The sequence below is a fragment of the Streptomyces sp. NPDC002573 genome, from assembly GCF_042889625.1.
Taxonomy (GTDB): domain Bacteria; phylum Actinomycetota; class Actinomycetes; order Streptomycetales; family Streptomycetaceae; genus Streptomyces; species Streptomyces gibsoniae.
This window is the reverse complement of record NZ_JBIARC010000016.1, coordinates 69,899-87,417: the sequence shown is the minus strand read 5'-3', so window position 1 is coordinate 87,417 and position 17,519 is coordinate 69,899. Positions and strand designations below refer to the sequence as shown.

Genomic DNA, 17,519 nt, shown 5'->3' with positions numbered 1-17,519 from the left:
GCCCATGACGAACACACCCGGCCTCGGCCACCTCACCGTCCTCGTCTCCGGCGCCAGCGTCGCCGGACCCGCCGCCGCCCTGAACCTCGCCCGCTACGGCGCCCGCGTCACCGTCGTGGAGAAGGCGCCCGCCCTGCGCGAGGGCGGCTTCGCGGTCGACTTCCGCGGCCATGTGCACCGCAGGGTGCTGACCGCGATGGGCATCTGGGACGCCGTCCACGCCCACCAGACCCATATGGGCCGGCAGACCGTGGTGGGAGCCGACGGCACCCCGCGGGTGGACCTGCCGGCCGAGATGATGAGCGGCGACGTGGAGATCTTCCGCGGCGACCTCGCGCGGATCATGTACGAGCGCACCAAGGACCGGGTGGAGTATGTGTTCGGCGACTCGATCGCCACCCTCACCGACACCCCCGACGGCGTCGACGTGACCTTCGAGCGGGGCGCCCCCCGCCGCTTCGACCTGGTCGTCGCCGCGGACGGGCTGCACTCGCACACCCGCCGTCTGGTCTTCGGCGACGAGTCCCGCCATCTGCGCTTCCTGGACCACTACGTCGCCGGGTTCGGCATCCCCAACCACCTGGGGCTCGACCGCACCGGCCGCCTGTACAGCGAGCCGGGCCGCGCGCTGGTCATCGGCAACTACGACGGCGACCCGGACCGCGCGGGCGCGCTGCTGGTCTTCCGGTCGGAGCCGCTCGCCCACGACCGCCGGGACGTCGCCGCCCAGAAGAGGATCCTCGCCGAGCGGTTCGCGAGGATGGGCTGGGAGGCGCCCACGGTGCTGAAGGCCCTGGAGAAGGCCGACGACCTGTACTTCGACGCGATCGCCCAGATCCATGTCGACCGTCTGGTCAAGGGGCGTGTGGTGCTCCTCGGTGACGCCGGGTACGGCGCCACGATGGGCGGGATGGGCACGGGGGTGGCGGTCGTCGCCGCGTACGTCCTGGCCGGCGAACTCGCCCTCGCCCACGGCGACCACCGCACCGCCCTGGCCGCGTACGAGGCGCGGATCCGGGACTTCGCCAAGGGCTGCCAGAAGATCTCCGGCAACGCGGGCCCGTTCTTCGCCCCCGCGAGCGAGCGGCGGATCCGCAGCCGGGACCGGGTGTACCGACTGCTGGCCTCGCGTCTTCTCGCCGGGTTCTTCAAACGGCTGACGGAGAAGGCGGCGACGGACATCGACCTCCCGGCGTATCCGGCCTGAGGCCGCCCGGGCGGAGCGGGCGGCCACGCCCGCCGGGCGGCTGGTGCTGTGGCGCTAGGCCTCGATGTCGCCGAAGTGGTCCCAGCCGCCCTTGCTGGTCCACGGTGCCCCGTCGACCGTGACCTGGGGCAGCGCCGAGGGGTTGAGCACCTCGCCGATCACCTTCCAGCGGGCGGGCAGTTTCACCTCCGGCGGGAAGGTCGCCACGATCGCGTGGTCCTCGCCGCCCGTGAGCACCCACTGGATGGGGTCGACGCCCACGGCCTGCCCGATGTCGTTCATCTGGGAGGGGATGTCGATGGCGCCGGAGCGGATGTCGATCCGCACCTTGCTGGCCTCCGCGATGTGCCCGAGGTCGGCGATGAGCCCGTCGCTCACGTCGCACATCGCGGTGGCGCCGAGCCCGGCGGCGGCCGGTCCCGCGTGGTACGGCGGTTCGGGGCGCCGGTGCGCCTCGACGAACGCGCGCGGCGAGCGGAAGCCGCGGGAGAGGACCGCGTGCCCGGCCGCGGACCAGCCGAGCCAGCCGGTGACGGCGACCACGTCGCCGGGCTGGGCACCGGCCCGGGTGACCGGCTCGTGGTTGCGCAGATCGCCGAGCGCGGTGATCGAGATCATGATGGTGTCGCCGCGTACGACATCGCCGCCCACCACGGCCGCGCCCGCGACCTGGCACTCGTCGCGCAGCCCGTCCATCAGCTCGGTGGGCCAGGTGACGGGCAGTTCGGCGGGGACGACGAGACCGAGCAGCAGCGCGGTGGGCACGGCGCCCATCGCGGCGATGTCCGCCAGGTTCTGCGCGGCCGCCTTGCGCCCGACGTCGTACGCCGTCGACCAGTCCCGGCGGAAGTGCCGGCCCTCCAGGAGGATGTCGGTGCTCGCCACCACCCGGCGGTCGGGAGCGGCCACCACCGCGGCGTCGTCGCCGGGGCCGATCCGGACCGCCGGGGTGGTGGTGAGCCGTGCGGTGAGCTCTCTGATGAGCCCGAACTCGCCCAGCTCGCCCACGGTGCCCTTCATCGTCGTACATCCCCTTCTCTCGCCTGCCGCGCCCGGTCGCGAGCCGTCATCGTCGCCGGTACGGTCGAGTCGACCGTCAACTTGTGTGGCGGGTGTTCGCCGGCACTCACGCCACAGTCTCCGCGGGTCTCCCCGCGGCGAGCGGCGACGCGATACCGTGGCGTCCCTTCTCCCCCCCCATGATCCTCGTGGCCGCCCTGGAGGTTCCGTGGTACAGGCGTACATCCTGATCCAGACGGAGGTCGGCAAGGCGTCGACCGTCGCCGAGACGATCGGGCAGATCCCTGGAGTCATCCAGGCCGAGGATGTGACGGGTCCCTACGACGTCATCGTGCGCGCCCAGGCCGACACCGTCGACGAGCTGGGCCGCATGGTGGTCGCGAGGGTCCAGCAGGTGGAAGGCATCACCCGCACCCTGACCTGCCCGGTGGTGCACCTTTAGCCCCCGTCTACCCTTGGCCGGTGACGTTCTTCCGCCGCCGGCTTCTCGGACTGCCCGCTCTCGCCCTGCTGATCGCCGCGGCGGGCTGTTCCTCAGATCACGGCAGCCCCTCGGCGACGGTTCCCAGCCCGGACGCGAAGGTCGCACAGCTGTGCCGGAACCTGGACAAGGTGCTGCCGCAAAAGGTCGACGGCCTCGAACAGAACGATCCCGAGCCCCGGTCCGCACTGACGGCGGGCTGGGGAAGCCCGGCGATCATACTGCGCTGCGGTGTGGTGAGGCCCGCGGAGATGGACGACCCGGAGGCCGACGGCATGGAGGTCAACGGCGTCGGCTGGCTGCTGCAGAAGCAGAACGACGGCTCGTTCCGCTTCACCACCACGCTGCGCCGGGCGTATGTCGAGGTGAGCCTGCCCAAGGCGCACACCGGTAACGGGGTGGCACCGCTCGTCAGCCTGGCGCCCGCCGTGAAGAAGGCGATCCCCGAGGGGATCGCCGACTGAGAGACTCCGGCGGGCGCGGGCCCTGGGGTCGGCCCTAGCGCAGACCGGTGGAACGGTTCAGCGCCGCCTGGATCAGACGGTCCACCAGCTCGGGGTAGCTGATGCCGCTCGCCTGCCACATCTGCGGGTACATCGAGATCGGCGTGAAACCGGGCATGGTGTTGATCTCGTTGATCACGAACTTCCCGTCCTCGGCGAGGAAGAAGTCCGCGCGGACCAGGCCCTCGCAGGACGCCGCCTCGAACGCCAGCACGGCGAGCCGCTGGACCTCCGCGGTCTGCTCGTCGGTCAGCGGCGCGGGCACGATGCCGGGGGTCGAGTCGATGTACTTGGCGTCGAAGTCGTAGTACGCGTGCGTGTCCGGCGGCGGGATCTCGGCCGGCACCGAGGCGCGGGGGCCGTCCTCGAACTCCAGGACACCGCATTCGATCTCGCGTCCGCGGACCGCGGCCTCCACGAGGATCTTGGGGTCGTGCCGCTGGGCCTCGGTGATCGCCTCGTCGAGCCCGGCGAGGTCGTCGACCTTGGTGATGCCGATCGAGGAACCCGCGCGCGCGGGCTTCACGAACAGCGGCCAGCCGTGCTCACCGGCGAAGTCCACGATCTTCTTGCGGGCGGCGGCCTGGTCGCGCTCCCACTCGCGCGGGCGGATCACCACATACGGGCCGACCTCCAGCCCGAACGAGGTGAACACGCGCTTCATGTACTCCTTGTCCTGGCCGACGGCGGAGGCGAGGACACCCGAGCCCACATAGGGCACGCCGGACAGCTCCAGCAGGCCTTGCAGGGTGCCGTCCTCGCCGTAGGGGCCGTGCAGCACCGGGAAGACCACGTCGACCTCGCCCAGCGCCTTGGGCACCGAACCGGGCTCGCTGTAGACGACTTCGCGGTTCGTGGGGTCGACCGGCAGGACGACACCGCCCTCGTGCGACTCGGCGAGCTCCTCGACGCTCGGCGTACGGCGGTCGGTGATCGCCATCCGCTCGGGTTCGTCGGCGGTGAGCGCCCAACGGCCGTCCCGGGTGATGCCGATCGGCAGGACGTCGTACTTGGTCCGGTCGATGGCGCGCAGCACGGCACCGGCCGTGACCACGGAGATGCCGTGTTCGGAGCTGCGCCCGCCGCAGACGACCGCGACGCGCGGCTTACGAGGGGGCTGCCCAGGGCTCTGGGGGAGGTTCTCGGTGCTCATATCGCGATGAGAGTACCCGGTGGTAGGGCCCTGACACAGCGTCCGTGGGGCTGGGTCGCTCAGCGTCGTTCGGGCTTCGCGCTGCGCGACATCAGCTCCTTGAGAGCGACGACCGGCGGCTTGCCCTCGTGGACGATGCCGACGACCGTCTCCGTGATGGGCATGTCGACGCCGTGCCTGCGGGCCAGATCCAGCACGGACTCACAGGACTTGACGCCCTCGGCGGTCTGCCGGGTGACCGCGATGGTCTCCTCCAGCGTCATTCCCTTGCCGAGGTTGGTGCCGAAGGTGTGGTTGCGCGACAGCGGCGAGGAGCAGGTCGCCACCAGGTCGCCGAGACCCGCGAGCCCGGAGAAGGTCAGCGGGTCGGCGCCCATCGCGAGCCCGAGCCGGGTGGTCTCGGCGAGCCCGCGGGTGATGAGCGAGCCCTTGGCGTTGTCGCCGAGGCCCATGCCGTCCGCGATGCCGACGGCGAGGCCGATGACGTTCTTGACCGCACCGCCGAGTTCGCAGCCGACCACGTCGGTGTTGGTGTACGGCCGGAAGTACGGCGTGTGGCAGACGGCCTGGAGGCGCTGGGCGACCCTCTCGTCGGTGCAGGCGACCACGGCGGCGGCCGGCATCCGGGCGGCGATCTCCCGGGCCAGGTTGGGGCCGGTGACCACGGCGACGCGTTCCGGGGCGACCTTGGCGACGTCCTCGACGACCTCGCTCATCCGCATGGCGGAGCCGAGTTCGACGCCCTTCATCAGGGAGACGAGGATCGTGTGGGGTGCGAGCAGCGGCGTCCACTCGGCGAGGTTCCCGCGCAGGGTCTGCGAGGGGATCGCGAGTATCGTGAAGTCGGCCTCGTGCGCGGCCTCGGCCGCATCCGTGGTGGCCCTGAGGTTCTCGGGCAGATCGACGCCCGGCAGGTAGTCCGGGTTCGTACGGGTGGAGTTGACGGCCTCGACGAGTTCGGCGCGGCGTGCCCACAGGGTGACCTCGCACCCGGCGTCGGCGAGCACCATGCCGAAGGCCGTCCCCCACGATCCCGCCCCGAACACGGCCGCCTTGACCGGCTTGCTCACTTGCCCTGCCCCTCCTTCTGGCGCGCCTTCTCCTGTGCGGCACTGCGGCGGCGCTGCTGGATGCGCACCTCACGCGGGTCGTAGCGCTTCTCGGGCGCCTTCTCGCCGCGGAGCTCCTCCAGCTGGCGGGTGATGGCCGCCATGATGACCTCCGTCGCCTCCTTCAGGAGCTCGGGGGACATCTCCTTGTCGTAGAAGCGCGTGAGGTCCACAGGCGGGCCCGCGAGCACGTGGTGGGTCTTGCGCGGGAAGAGGTTCGGCTTCTTGGCGTAGGGCGGCAGCAGCTCGTTGGCCCCCCACTGGGCGACGGGGATGACCGGGCACTTGGTCTGCAGCGCGACGCGGGCGGCACCGGTCTTGCCGGTCATCGGCCAGCCGTCCGGGTCGCGGGTGAGGGTGCCCTCCGGATAGAAGGCGACGCACTCGCCGCGCTCCACGGCGTCGATCGCGGCCCGGAAGGCGCTGAGGGCGTCCGTGGTCTCGCGGTAGACGGGGATCTGCCCGGTGCCGCGCATCGTGGCACCGACGAATCCCTTCTTGAAAAGACCGCTCTTGGCGAGGAAACGAGGAACGCGCCCGGTGTTGTACTGGTAGTGCGCGTAGGCGAACGGGTCCACATGTGAATTGTGGTTCACCGCCGTGATAAATCCGCCTTCGGCCGGAATGTTCTCCATTCCGCGCCAGTCCCGCTTGAGCAGAACCACCAGCGGCGGTTTGCAGAGGACCGCTGCGAAGCGGTACCAGAAGCCGATTCTGCGGCGGGGCACGCGGACACCTTCCTCTAGGGACCTCGGGACCTGGACGTCAGGCCCTGGGCTGGGGCTGTGGCTGTGGGCCGCACAAGTGTCGCCCCGGGCCGCCCGTCTGTCGAGAACACCGTACGCCCGCCTGTCTCCCGGGACGGCCCTTGCGTGGGGCTTCGCACACCTTTTCCACGCGCCGACCGCCGGGCAGGCCGTCGGTCACCCACGGGGTCCGGGTGACAATGGACGCGCCAGGACAGGGACGGAGCGCTCGTGCAGTGGACTGTGGTCGTACCTCTGAAAGCCTTGGCGCGGGCCAAGAGCAGACTCTCGGACACCGCGGCCGACGGACTGCGTCCGGGGCTCGCCCTCGCCTTCGCGCAGGACACGGTGGCCGCCGTGCTGTCGTGCGCCGCGGTGCGTGATGTGGCGGTCGTCACGGACGACCCGCTGGCCGCCCGGGAACTGGCGGCCCTGGGGGCCCGGGTCGTCGGGGACGAGCCGGCGGACGGCCTGAACGCCGCGCTCGCCCACGGGGCGGCGGTCGTACGGCAGAGGATGCCCGGTGCCGCCGTGGCCGCACTGAACGCCGATCTGCCGTCACTGCGTCCGCCGGAATTGGCCCGGGTCCTGGACGCGGCCGCCGAATTCCCGCGTGCTTTTCTGCCCGACGCCGCCGGAATCGGTACGACGCTGCTGGCGGCGGGTCCCGGCCGGGAATTGCTGCCCGCTTTCGGTACGGATTCGCGGGCGCGGCACCGCGCCTCGGGTGCGGTGGAAATCGCCCTCGCCGAGGTCGACTCCGTACGGCAGGACGTGGACACCGGGGACGATCTGCGCGCGGCGCTGGCGCTGGGCGTGGGCCCGCGCACGGCTGCGGCGGCGGCCCTGCTGCTGATCCCGGAGTAGCCGGCGGACTGACCCGGGCCGGGGGCCGGTCGGTAGGCTGCGGTCATGCAGGCGACCGCGTACACCTACGACCCCGAGACCCGCACCGGCCAGGTGCTGCTCGACGACGGCACCCCCGTCCCCTTCGACGCGCCCGCGTTCGACGCGGGCGGGCTCAGGCTGCTGCGCCCGGGACAGCGGGTGCGGATCGAGACCGAGGGCGAGGGCGAGGCCCGGCGGATCACGCTGGTGACGCTGCAGACGTTCTGAGTGCGCTCCCGGGCGTCCGGAGCGCCCCGAACACACCGCGGGTCGGGCTCCCTCTGGGAGCCCGGCCCGGCGCGTGAGTGCCCGTGCGCCCCGTTACCTGCGGGCGGTGGTCTTCTTGGCGGTGGTCTTGCGGGCCGTCGACTTCTTGGCCGGGGCCTTCTTGGCCGCCGCCTTCTTCGCGGTGGCCTTCTTGGCCGTGGTCTTCTTCGCGGCCGCCGTGGTCTTCTTGGCGGTCGTCTTCTTCGCGGTGGCCTTCTTCGCCGCCGCCGTGGTCTTCTTCGCGGGGGCCGCCTTCTTCGCGGTCACCTTCTTCGCGGGGGCCGCCTTCTTCGCGGCGACCTTCTTGGCCGCGGCCTTCTTGACCGTGGCGGCGGCACCGCCGGTCAGGCTGCCCTTGGGCGCCTTCTTCACCGCGACCTCGCCACCGCGCGGCAGCTTCTTGGTGCCACTGACCAGGTCCTTGAAGCCCTGACCTGCGCGGAAGCGCGGCACAGAGGTCTTCTTGACCCGAACCCGCTCGCCCGTCTGGGGGTTACGGGCGTACCGGGCAGGACGCTCCACCTTCTCGAACGAACCGAAGCCGGTGACCGAGACCCGGTCGCCTCCGACGACCGCGCGGACGATGGCGTCCAGGACCGCGTCGACAGCATCGGCGGCCTGCTGGCGACCGCCCATCTTGTCGGCAATCGCTTCTACGAGCTGCGCCTTGTTCACGTCTTCCCCTTCGGAGACATCGCCAGAACGAAAGTGTTCAAGCTTTTTCGCACGTTAGGCAGATATATACCGCAAATCAAACACGAAACGGGCTAATCACCCTTGTGCCGCAACCGACTCGGCCGCCTCAGAGTTCCTCTTCGGGGATTCGCCCCTGGTCGAGGTCGGTCGCGAACCGCTTGAGACGCCTGGCGGCTTCGGCGGGATCGTGCTTGGCCGCGGCCGTAATGACCAGCAGCTTCCGGGTCAGCGCCATCCGTACGCCCTCCGGGACTTGCAGTGCGCGCACCTTGGAGTGCGCTTCCTTGAGTTGGGCCGCGACCGCCGTATAGAGCTCGAGTTGGCCGTCGTTGTCCATGCACAGATTGTGCCATCTGGGGCGAGTTGTCGCCCCCGCTGGGGGCAACTGCCGCCTCCCGGCGGCCCTCCCGGGACCGGAGCACGCGGTGCCTCCCAGCGGCGGCTACCTCCGCAAAGACCTTTGTAATCAGCGGTGTTGGCACTCACGAAGGCGGCACGCCGGGGGTGTCCGGGGGCGGAAACGGCTGTACCCCCAACCGTCCACGATTGGGGGTACAGACAGGTGTTGCGGTGGCCGAAACCAGCCCTTGCGGGCGGGCCCGGGATCAGACCTGGAGCGTCCGCGGCTTGTAGGCGGGGCGCTCCGCCTCGTACGCGGCGATGTCGCCCTCGTTCTGGAGGGTGATGGAGATGTCGTCCAGGCCGTTCAGCAGCCGCCAGCGGGAGTTCTCGTCCAGCTCGAAGGCCGCGGTGATGCCCTCTGCGCGCACCTCGCGGGCCTGGAGGTCGACCGTGATCTCGGCCTGCGGGTCCCGCTCCGTGAGCTCCCACAGCGCGTCCACGATCTTCTGCTCCAGCACGACCGTGAGCAGGCCGTTCTTGAGCGAGTTACCACGGAAGATATCGGCGAAACGGGCGGAGATGACGGCCTTGAAGCCGTAGTTCTGCAGCGCCCAGACGGCGTGCTCACGGGAGGAGCCGGTGCCGAAGTCGGGGCCTGCGACCAGGACGGTCGCCCCCCGCCGCTCGGGACGGTTCAGCACGAACTCGGAGTCCTTGCGCCAGGCCTCGAACAGCCCGTCCTCGAACCCGTCGCGGGTCACCTTCTTGAGCCAGTGGGCGGGGATGATCTGGTCGGTGTCGACGTTGCTGCGGCGCAGCGGGACGGCCCGGCCGGTGTGCGTGGTGAATGCTTCCATGACTTCTCAGACTCCAGCGGGCGTACGAGTGTCGGCGTCGGACAGGTCGGCGGGGGACGCCAGGTGGCCCAGGACCGCCGTCGCGGCGGCGACCTGCGGCGAGACCAGGTGCGTACGGCCGCCCTTGCCCTGCCTGCCCTCGAAGTTGCGGTTGGAGGTGGACGCGGAGCGCTCACCCGGGGCCAACTGGTCGGGGTTCATGCCGAGGCACATCGAACAGCCCGCGTGCCGCCATTCGGCGCCGGCCTCCTTGAAGACCACATCCAGGCCCTCGGAGACGGCCTGAAGGCCCACGCGCGCGGAGCCCGGCACGACCAGCATCCGCACGCCGTCGGCGACTTTGCGCTCCTTGAGGATCGCGGCCGCGGCGCGCAGGTCCTCGATACGACCGTTGGTGCAGGAACCTACGAAGACGGTGTCCACCTTGATGGAGCGCAGTGGCTGCCCGGCCGCCAATCCCATGTACTCCAGGGCCTTTTCGGCGGCGAAGCGCTCCGAGGCGTCCTCGTACGAAGCCGGGTCGGGGACGGCGGCCGAAAGCGGAGCGCCCTGGCCCGGGTTGGTGCCCCAGGTGACGAACGGCGAGAGCGCGGCGGCGTCGATGCGGACCTCGGCGTCGAATTCCGCGTCGTCGTCGGTGCGCAGGGTCTTCCAGTACTCGACCGCCGCGTCCCAGTCGGCGCCCTCGGGGGCGTGCGGGCGGCCCTTGAGGTAGGCGAAGGTGGTCTCGTCGGGGGCGATCATGCCGGCGCGGGCACCGGCCTCGATGGACATGTTGCAGATGGTCATCCGGGCCTCCATCGAGAGCTTCTCGATGGCCGAGCCGCGGTACTCCAGGATGTAGCCCTGGCCGCCGCCGGTGCCGATCCTGGCGATGATCGCCAGGATCAGGTCCTTGGCGGTGACGCCCTCGGGCAGCTCGCCGTCGACCGTGATGGCCATGGTCTTCGGGCGGGCCATCGGCAGCGTCTGGGTGGCGAGCACATGCTCGACCTGGGAGGTGCCGATGCCGAACGCCAGCGCGCCGAAGGCGCCGTGCGTGGAGGTGTGGGAGTCGCCGCAGACGACGGTCGTGCCGGGCTGGGTCAGACCGAGCTGGGGGCCGACGACGTGCACGACACCCTGCTCGACGTCGCCCAGCGGGTGCAGCCGGACGCCGAACTCGGCGCAGTTCTTGCGCAGCGTCTCCAGCTGGGCCCGGGAGACCGGGTCCGCGATGGGCTTGTCGATGTCGAGGGTGGGGGTGTTGTGGTCCTCGGTCGCGATGGTGAGGTCGAGCCTGCGCACCTGGCGGCCGCTCTTGCGCAGGCCGTCGAAGGCCTGCGGGCTGGTCACCTCGTGCAGCAGGTGCAGATCGATGTAGAGGAGGTCGGGCTCGCCCTCGGCGCGCCGGACGACGTGGTCGTCCCAGACCTTCTCCGCGAGTGTCCTACCCATCGCTTTCCCTCCGGCCGGCAGAGAGTGCACCGACCCAACTAGAGATCTTGCGGTGGCAGCGCCCGTACCCCTGGTGACCGGGCGTGTGCCGCCGGGCCCGTTGGTACGCGGGCCGCCGTGTCTTCCAGGGTGGCGGGTTCCACGGAAAATTGAACTTGCGTTTCACAGAGTGAGACGTGAGTATCGTTGCATGGACAACAGTAGCGGCGTCGGCGTTCTGGACAAGGCGGCCCTCGTCCTGAGCGCTCTGGAGTCCGGTCCGGCCACCCTCGCGGGTCTGGTCGGCGCCACCGGACTGGCACGACCCACGGCCCACCGCCTGGCCGTGGCACTGGAACACCACCGTATGGTGGCGCGCGACATGCAGGGCCGCTTCATCCTCGGCCCCCGGCTGGCGGAGCTGGCCGCGGCGGCGGGCGAGGACCGCCTGCTGGCCACGGCGGGTCCGGTGCTGACCCACCTGCGCGACGTCACGGGCGAGAGCGCGCAGCTCTATCGCCGTCAGGGGGACATGCGCATCTGTGTCGCCGCGGCGGAACGGCTGTCCGGTCTGCGGGACACGGTGCCGGTGGGATCCACGCTCACGATGAAGGCCGGCTCCTCGGCACAGATCCTGATGGCCTGGGAGGAGCCCGAGCGGCTGCACCGCGGCCTGCAGGGCGCCCGCTTCACGGCGACGGCCCTGTCGGGTGTACGGCGCCGGGGCTGGGCCCAGTCCATCGGGGAGCGCGAGCCGGGCGTGGCGTCCGTCTCCGCGCCCGTACGCGGCCCCTCCAACCGTGTGGTGGCCGCGGTGTCCGTCTCCGGCCCCATCGAGCGTCTGACGCGCCACCCGGGCCGGATGCACGCCCAGGCGGTCATCGACGCGGCCGCCCGCCTGTCCGAGGCACTGCGCCGCTCCGGCTGACCGTCCGGCGACCGGGCAACAGGAGAGGGCCGCCTCAACGCCGCGGCAGGCCCTCTTCCGGGAGACACGGGCAGGACGCCCGAGCCCGACCCACTCGCCACATGAGAAACATCAGCCCCAGATGCAACAGCAGCCACGGCTGGGACACCGAAGTCCTGGTTCTGTACCCGGAGTTGGTCCGCCGAGACGGCCGGCGACGCGCACCGCACCACGCCGGGGCGCACCGGGCCCGGAAACACCGCAGGGCCTCCACCGAGGTGGAAGCCCTGCCTATCGTGTACCCCCGACCGGATTCGAACCGGCGCTACCGCCTTGAGAGGGCGGCGTGCTAGGCCGCTACACAACGGGGGCGAGGATCTTACGTTTCCGCAGATCCGAGCTGGTCTACCTGGACTCGAACCAAGACTAACTGAACCAGAATCAGTCGTGCTGCCAATTACACCATAGACCAATGTGGTTTAGACCAGACCGTACCCCCGACCGGATTCGAACCGGCGCTACCGCCTTGAGAGGGCGGCGTGCTAGGCCGCTACACAACGGGGGCCCTAGCGATCCTGCATCGAGAGCGGCGGGAGCGACCCAGCTGTCCTCGCGGGAAGGATCTGTACCCCCGACCGGATTCGAACCGGCGCTACTGCCTTGAGAGGGCAGCGTGCTAGGCCGCTACACAACGGGGGCTTGCGGATGAGATCCGCGCGTGCAGATGAGCTCTGCGAGCTGGCCTACCTGGACTCGAACCAAGACTAACTGAACCAGAATCAGTCGTGCTGCCAATTACACCATAGGCCACTGGAACGCAAGCCCCTAAGGGGCTCTTGTTCTAGCTCGCGCCTCCGGTTTCCGGCCTTTCGGCCCGCTCCCCGGCGGCGCAGGAAGAACATTACCCGAAGGTGGACGGCGCTCCAAAACGGGTATCCGCGCCGAGGACCGCGGGGAGTTCGTCGAGGGAGGCGATCCGGTGCAGGCCGGCGGGCTCTTCGAGCCGCGCGGCGGGCTCCCCGTCCGTGACGACACGCACACCCGCACGGTCGATCCACACGGACAGCAGCCCGGCCTCGGCCGCGCCGCGGCCGTCGATCTCCGGGTGGTCACCGACGTAGGCGACCTGGCGCGGGGTGAGCCCGAGCGCGTCGCAGGCGGCGCGGAAGGCCCGGGCGTCCGGCTTGGAGACGCCCAGCTCGGCGGCGCACAGCACGGCCTCGAAGCGGTCGCGGACGCCCAGGGTGCGCAGCTTGTACTCCTGGATGTGGACGCTGGAGTTGGACAGCACCGCGTGCCGATGGCTGGCGGCGAGGGCGTCCAGGACGGGCAGGACGTCCGGGAAGAGCGCCCAGGCGGCCTCGTAGTGATCCCGATAGCGCCGGAACCAGGCGTCCGCCTCGTCGTCGCTCAGCGGCCGGTCGAGGAAGACCCGTACGCGGTCCCGGCGCTGCCCCTCGAAGGAGACCTCCCCGGCCGCGTACCGGGCCCACTGCAGATCGGTGATCCGCCGCCACCGGTCGAGGGCCTGCTCCACGCCCCCGAACCCGGCGAGCAGTCCCTCGGTGGCCAGATGCCCGCGCATCCCGGCGCGGTCGGCGGCGGTGTAGTCGAAGAGGGTGTCGTCGACGTCCCAGACGACGGCCTTGATCCGCACGCGGTTCACCTCCGGCTCATGGCCCTGACCGGCCTCTGACGACGGTAGCCGGTCAGCCGGTGGCGGCGGCAGTCCCGCTCGGCTCCTCGGCCTCGGACGGGTCGGGAGCGACGAAGAAGTCGGTGACGAAGCAGGTGACCTCGCCGGCCGCCGTACGGCCGATCCAGGTGGGGTAGCAGCCGTCCCCCCATCCGGAGGTGAAGGCGGCCACGGTGTGACCGGTGTCCGGCGCGGTGACGACATGGGGGCCGGGGGCCCAGTCGCTGTACTCGAAGACGTCCCACAGCGGACCCTCGTCGCCCTCACCCTCCTGGAAGGTGCCCTCGGCCGCGGCGTCGTGGAAGCAGCCGGTGCCGGCGTCCACGCCGTAGCCGTAGAACTCGTCCTCGCCGAGTTCGTCGGCGTCCTGGCCCGGCAGCAGGGCGGGCTCCCACACGGCGGTGGGCTCGTCGCGGATGACCAGGCGCGCCGCGGCCACCCGCAGATGGGGCCGCTCGGCCGGCGGCTCGTCCGGCTGGGTGAGCGTCGCCACGGCGGCGTCGACGCGGTAGCGGCCGGGCGCGACGGAGACGGTGAAGGGCTCCATGTCGTCCTGGCCGAGGTAGACGAACGGGTCGCAGGCCACGACCCGGCCCGTGGGCAGCCACAGCTCGCCGCCGTCGGCCACGCCCATCGTGCCCACCGTTCCGGACTCGTAGCGGAACGTGCTGCCGGGGGTGAAGAGCCACGCGTAGTCACGGGCGGGCATCGGCATGAGGGCGCCTTTCCATCAGGGCTGTGCGGGAGTCGGATCCGCAGGCGGCCCGGGGGACTTCGGCCCCGCGACGGCCGCGCGTCTGCGATGCCCGAACGGTAGTCCCCGGGACTGACACGCGCGGCTCCTCGGGGAAAGTGGAAGGGCGCAGGCGGGGAAACCGCAGGGCGGCAGCCGTGATGGCTGCCGCCCTGCGGGTCGGCGTCCGACGGTGCCGACGCCCGCCGCGTGTGCGCCTACGCCGTCAGCCTCGCCAGCGCCGCGTCGATGCGGGCGAGCGTCTTCTCCTTGCCGAGAACCTCCAGGGACTCGAACAGGGGCAGGCCGACCGTGCGGCCGGTGACGGCGACGCGGACCGGGGCCTGGGCCTTGCCGAGCTTGAGGCCGTGGGCCTCGCCGGCGGCCAGGACGGCCTCCTTCAGGGACTCGGGGGACGTCCAGTCGGCCGCGTCGAGCTTCTCCCGCGCGGTGCGCAGCAGCTCGTCGCTGCCCTCCTTCATCGCCTTGGTCCAGGAGGCCTCGTCGAAGACCGGCTCCGGCAGGAACAGGAAGTCGACGTTCTCCGTGATCTCGGAGAGGACCTTGACCCGGGTCTGGGCATGCGGGGCGATCGCCTGCCACTGCGCCTCGTCGAAGTCCTCCGGGGCCCAGGGCGCGAACGGGGCCTTCAGCCACGGCCGGCAGCGCTCCGTGAAGTCCTTCACCTCGAGGAGGCGGATGTGATCGGCGTTGATCGCCTCGGCCTTCTTCAGGTCGAAGCGGGCCGGGTTCGGGTTCACCTCGGCGATGTCGAAGGCGGCGACCATCTCGTCGACCGAGAAGATGTCGCGGTCCGGCGCCAGCGACCAGCCCAGCAGGGAGAGGTAGTTGAGCAGGCCCTCCGGCAGGAAGCCGCGCTCCCGGTAGAGGTTCAGCGACGACTGCGGGTCACGCTTGGACAGCTTCTTGTTGCCCTCGCCCATGACGTACGGCAGATGCCCGAACGCGGGCACGGACTTCGCCACGCCCAACTCGATCAGCGCCTTGTAGAGCGCGACCTGGCGGGGGGTGGAGGAGAGCAGGTCCTCGCCGCGCAGGATGTGGGTGATCTCCATCAGGGCGTCGTCGACCGGGTTCACGAGCGTGTACAGGGGCGCACCGTTGGCTCGCACGATCCCGTAGTCCGGCACGTTCTCCGGCGTGAAGGTCAGCTCCCCGCGGACCAGGTCCGTGAAGGTGATCGTCTCGTCGGGCATGCGGAAGCGGACGATGGGCGCCCGGCCCTCGGCCTCGTACACCGCCACCTGCTCGGCGGTGAGGTCGCGGCAGTGCCCGTCGTAGCCGGACGGCTGCCCGGCGGCGCGGGCGGCGTCGCGGCGGGCGTCCAGCTCCTCCGTCGTGCAGTAGCAGTGGTAGGCGTGTCCGCCGTCCAGGAGCTTCTGGGCGACGTCCTTGTAGATGTCCATCCGCTGGGACTGGCGGTACGGCATGTGGGGGCCGCCGACCTCGGGGCCCTCGTCCCAGTCGAAGCCCAGCCAGCGCAGCGAGTCCAGGAGCTGGAGGTAGGACTCCTCCGAGTCCCGGGCCGCGTCCGTGTCCTCGATACGGAAGACGAACGTGCCGCCGGTGTGACGGGCGTACGCCCAGTTGAACAGGGCGGTGCGGACCAGGCCCACGTGGGGGTTGCCGGTCGGGGACGGACAGAAACGTACGCGGACGTTCGCGTTAGCCACGCTTGATCACCTTGTTGGTGAGAGTGCCGATGCCTTCGATGGTGACGGCGACCTCGTCGCCGACGTTGAGGGGGCCGACCCCCGCGGGGGTGCCCGTGAGGATCACGTCGCCGGGGAGCAGCGTCATGGCCTCGGTGATGTTGACGATCAGATCCTCGACCGAGTGGATCATCTCGCTCGTTCGGCCGAGCTGGCGCTGTTCGCCGTTGACCGTGAGCTGGATGGTGAGGTCACTCGGGTCGAGGTCGGTCTCCACCCAGGGGCCGAGGGGGCAGGCCGTGTCGAAGCCCTTGGCCCGGGCCCACTGCTTCTCCCGCCGCTGGACGTCGCGCGCCGTGACGTCGTTGGCGCAGGTGTAGCCGAGGATCACGTCCTTGACGCGTTCGCGCGGCACCTCGCGGCACATGCGGCCGATCACCACGGCCAGCTCGGCCTCGTGGTGCAGTTCCTCGGAGAAGGACGGGTAGGCGATCTCGTCGCCGGGGCCGATCACGGAGGTGGAGGGCTTGAAGAAGGCGAACGGGGCCTCCGGGACCTCGTTGCCGAGCTCGCGCGCGTGCTCCGCGTAGTTGCGGCCGAAGGCCACGACCTTGTTGGGGAGCACCGGCGGCAGCAGCCTGACCTTGCTCAGCGGCACCTTCGTGCCGGAGAGCTCGAATTCCGCGAACGGGATGCCCTTGATGATGTCGAGAACGAGCTCGTCCGGCTTGTCACCCTCGACCACGCCGAAGGCGACGTTCCCGTCGATGGAGAATCTGGCGATGCGCACGGGATCCTTGCGCCCCTTAACTGAGCTGGCTGGAGTCTGACGCTCCAGGCTAACGCGGCAGCAAGGGGGGACCCCGCGCATTTACCGCCGACGCCACCGGGGCCGTGCGAGGAGACGGGCTCCGGACGCCGCCCGGCTTCTTGGCCGGGGTGCGTGGGCGATCGGCTACGGAGAGCGGCCGGCCGGTGGGCCGCGGTGCGGCCGTCGTGGGGGCGCTGAGCAAGTGGCGCCCGGCGCGCGTATTAAGCGGTGACGGAGGCCTTGATCGGTGGCTCCGCGGCCCTGGACCGGTTACTCCGCGGCGGCGGCCTGGACCGGGACCTTCATGAGGACGGTGCGCTTGGGATTGGCGGTCTGGGTGGGAAGGTCGACGGAGTGCTCCGGAGTCGCCGGGGCCTGCAGCTCCTCGGCGTCGGCGAGGTGCGCCAGCGTCGTGCGCCGCGGGTTGGCTATGGTGCGGAACATCATCGTGGTCTTCACTGTTGTCGTTGACCTTGTCGTGAGGGGCGCCGGGCGGGCGGCACGGGCCGCCACCGGGGCGCGAGTTGTCGGATTCGCCATCCCTGTAAAGCGTCAGGCTAAACATGCAATTCCCCACCGAAGCCGTGAAGTGGCCGTGATCGCCGTGTGAGTTTCCTCACTGGGTCGCGGATAAATGGGTCAATTCACTCCGCCTTCACGCCACGACAAAACGGACATTGCTTGATTGAACCCTGCATTCCGCTCCTGATCATGTCGACTGGGACACCTGACCCACCTCAATAACTCGTGGGCATACGTCCGTTATATGCGAGATCACTTTCTACGCCTGGTGACACAGCGCTCACAAGGTGTCACGGAGGTCACAGCCTCGCCCGTTGGCCTTGTTGGAGATCCGGCACTGTGCTGGAATTCCACGGACCGCCGCGGGATCGCACCGGCGCGCAGGGGGCGCAACGCAGCGCCGGGCAGCGACGGGGAGGGGGAGCCAGCGCCGGTCACTCACGACCACCCGGGGGGCGTAATTCAGGACGCCCCTCAAGACGCCGACACCGT

At 70.5% G+C, this 17,519-nt stretch carries 19 protein-coding genes and 5 tRNA genes; 6 read left to right on the top strand and 18 right to left on the bottom strand.

All coding sequences use genetic code 11. The features are described 5' to 3' along the window. Window positions 1-4 precede the first annotated feature (4 nt). A complete protein-coding gene (locus ACFYX0_RS17600; protein ID WP_388971151.1) occupies window positions 5-1,207 on the top strand; it encodes an FAD-dependent monooxygenase in 1,203 nt (400 codons plus the stop codon). A gap of 54 nt (window positions 1,208-1,261) precedes the next feature. On the opposite strand, the gene ACFYX0_RS17595 is transcribed toward ACFYX0_RS17600, so the two are convergent. Next, the gene (locus tag ACFYX0_RS17595; RefSeq protein WP_355904876.1) at window positions 1,262-2,227 is read right to left on the bottom strand and encodes a thiamine-phosphate kinase; all 966 of its coding nucleotides are present in this window, start codon (window positions 2,225-2,227) and stop codon (window positions 1,262-1,264) included. Between the two features lie 208 nt (window positions 2,228-2,435). Here ACFYX0_RS17595 and ACFYX0_RS17590 point away from each other — a divergent pair, with 208 nt between their 5' ends. Next, window positions 2,436-2,669: an Lrp/AsnC ligand binding domain-containing protein gene (locus ACFYX0_RS17590; RefSeq protein WP_311694987.1), complete on the top strand. Its 234-nt coding sequence runs from the start codon at window positions 2,436-2,438 to the stop codon at window positions 2,667-2,669. Window positions 2,670-2,689: 20 nt separating this feature from the next. Next, window positions 2,690-3,172 (top strand): DUF3515 domain-containing protein, encoded by a 483-nt coding sequence (locus ACFYX0_RS17585; RefSeq protein WP_388971149.1) that lies wholly within the window; start codon window positions 2,690-2,692, stop codon window positions 3,170-3,172. A 34-nt stretch (window positions 3,173-3,206) separates the two neighbouring features. Here ACFYX0_RS17585 and ACFYX0_RS17580 read toward each other — a convergent pair whose 3' ends face one another. The 3 genes from ACFYX0_RS17580 to ACFYX0_RS17570 are packed head-to-tail and all read right to left on the bottom strand — an operon-like array spanning window position 3,207 to window position 6,201. After that, entirely contained in the window at window positions 3,207-4,364 is a 1,158-nt protein-coding gene (locus ACFYX0_RS17580) for a D-alanine--D-alanine ligase family protein (RefSeq protein ID WP_311694989.1), read from the bottom strand. 59 nt (window positions 4,365-4,423) lie between these two features. Further along, window positions 4,424-5,434, bottom strand: coding sequence for an NAD(P)H-dependent glycerol-3-phosphate dehydrogenase (locus ACFYX0_RS17575; RefSeq protein WP_388971146.1), 1,011 nt, complete (start codon window positions 5,432-5,434; stop codon window positions 4,424-4,426). After that, on the bottom strand, window positions 5,431-6,201 hold the full coding sequence (locus ACFYX0_RS17570) for a lysophospholipid acyltransferase family protein (RefSeq protein ID WP_355904865.1): 771 nt from the start codon (window positions 6,199-6,201) through the stop codon (window positions 5,431-5,433). The genes ACFYX0_RS17575 and ACFYX0_RS17570 overlap by 4 nt, the downstream gene beginning before the upstream one ends. Window positions 6,202-6,450: 249 nt before the next feature. Between ACFYX0_RS17570 and cofC the strand changes: the two genes are divergently transcribed. Beyond that, complete coding sequence (cofC, locus tag ACFYX0_RS17565) at window positions 6,451-7,086, top strand: 2-phospho-L-lactate guanylyltransferase (RefSeq protein ID WP_388971144.1); 636 nt, start codon at window positions 6,451-6,453, stop codon at window positions 7,084-7,086. A 45-nt stretch (window positions 7,087-7,131) separates the two neighbouring features. Then, window positions 7,132-7,335 (top strand): hypothetical protein, encoded by a 204-nt coding sequence (locus ACFYX0_RS17560; protein WP_355904859.1) that lies wholly within the window; start codon window positions 7,132-7,134, stop codon window positions 7,333-7,335. A gap of 93 nt (window positions 7,336-7,428) precedes the next feature. On the opposite strand, the gene ACFYX0_RS17555 is transcribed toward ACFYX0_RS17560, so the two are convergent. From ACFYX0_RS17555 to leuC, 4 genes are all read right to left on the bottom strand, one after another. Continuing rightward, a complete protein-coding gene (locus ACFYX0_RS17555) occupies window positions 7,429-8,049 on the bottom strand; it encodes an HU family DNA-binding protein (protein ID WP_388971142.1) in 621 nt (206 codons plus the stop codon). A 127-nt stretch (window positions 8,050-8,176) separates the two neighbouring features. Beyond that, window positions 8,177-8,407 carry a hypothetical protein gene (locus ACFYX0_RS17550; protein ID WP_388971140.1) on the bottom strand — a complete coding sequence of 77 codons (231 nt, stop codon included), beginning with the start codon at window positions 8,405-8,407 and terminating at the stop codon, window positions 8,177-8,179. A gap of 268 nt (window positions 8,408-8,675) precedes the next feature. Next, a complete protein-coding gene (gene leuD, locus ACFYX0_RS17545) occupies window positions 8,676-9,269 on the bottom strand; it encodes a 3-isopropylmalate dehydratase small subunit (protein WP_355904853.1) in 594 nt (197 codons plus the stop codon). Window positions 9,270-9,275: 6 nt separating this feature from the next. Continuing rightward, the gene (leuC, locus tag ACFYX0_RS17540) at window positions 9,276-10,706 is read right to left on the bottom strand and encodes a 3-isopropylmalate dehydratase large subunit (RefSeq protein WP_355904850.1); all 1,431 of its coding nucleotides are present in this window, start codon (window positions 10,704-10,706) and stop codon (window positions 9,276-9,278) included. A gap of 190 nt (window positions 10,707-10,896) precedes the next feature. Here leuC and ndgR point away from each other — a divergent pair, with 190 nt between their 5' ends. Next, window positions 10,897-11,613, top strand: coding sequence for an IclR family transcriptional regulator NdgR (gene ndgR, locus ACFYX0_RS17535; RefSeq protein ID WP_009320373.1), 717 nt, complete (start codon window positions 10,897-10,899; stop codon window positions 11,611-11,613). Window positions 11,614-11,891: 278 nt separating this feature from the next. Here ndgR and ACFYX0_RS17530 read toward each other — a convergent pair. From ACFYX0_RS17530 to ACFYX0_RS17485, 10 genes are all read right to left on the bottom strand, one after another. Further along, window positions 11,892-11,964, bottom strand: a tRNA-Glu gene (locus tag ACFYX0_RS17530). A 28-nt stretch (window positions 11,965-11,992) separates the two neighbouring features. After that, window positions 11,993-12,064 (bottom strand) — tRNA-Gln (locus tag ACFYX0_RS17525). Between the two features lie 20 nt (window positions 12,065-12,084). Continuing rightward, a tRNA-Glu gene (locus tag ACFYX0_RS17520) sits at window positions 12,085-12,157 on the bottom strand. A gap of 61 nt (window positions 12,158-12,218) precedes the next feature. Continuing rightward, a tRNA-Glu gene (locus ACFYX0_RS17515) sits at window positions 12,219-12,291 on the bottom strand. A 39-nt stretch (window positions 12,292-12,330) separates the two neighbouring features. Next, window positions 12,331-12,402, bottom strand: a tRNA-Gln gene (locus ACFYX0_RS17510). Window positions 12,403-12,493: 91 nt separating this feature from the next. Next, window positions 12,494-13,249, bottom strand: a complete 756-nt coding sequence (locus ACFYX0_RS17505; RefSeq protein ID WP_388971138.1) for an HAD family hydrolase — start codon at window positions 13,247-13,249, stop codon at window positions 12,494-12,496. A gap of 52 nt (window positions 13,250-13,301) precedes the next feature. Continuing rightward, on the bottom strand, window positions 13,302-14,003 hold the full coding sequence (locus ACFYX0_RS17500; protein WP_388971136.1) for a DUF4241 domain-containing protein: 702 nt from the start codon (window positions 14,001-14,003) through the stop codon (window positions 13,302-13,304). Window positions 14,004-14,239: 236 nt separating this feature from the next. Further along, entirely contained in the window at window positions 14,240-15,715 is a 1,476-nt protein-coding gene (gene gltX / locus ACFYX0_RS17495) for a glutamate--tRNA ligase (RefSeq protein WP_388971134.1), read from the bottom strand. Next, window positions 15,708-16,484 carry a fumarylacetoacetate hydrolase family protein gene (locus tag ACFYX0_RS17490; RefSeq protein WP_355904839.1) on the bottom strand — a complete coding sequence of 259 codons (777 nt, stop codon included), beginning with the start codon at window positions 16,482-16,484 and terminating at the stop codon, window positions 15,708-15,710. The genes gltX and ACFYX0_RS17490 overlap by 8 nt, the downstream gene beginning before the upstream one ends. Window positions 16,485-16,775: 291 nt before the next feature. Continuing rightward, window positions 16,776-16,964 carry a hypothetical protein gene (locus tag ACFYX0_RS17485; RefSeq protein WP_311695012.1) on the bottom strand — a complete coding sequence of 63 codons (189 nt, stop codon included), beginning with the start codon at window positions 16,962-16,964 and terminating at the stop codon, window positions 16,776-16,778. Between the last annotated feature and the right edge of the window lie 555 nt (window positions 16,965-17,519).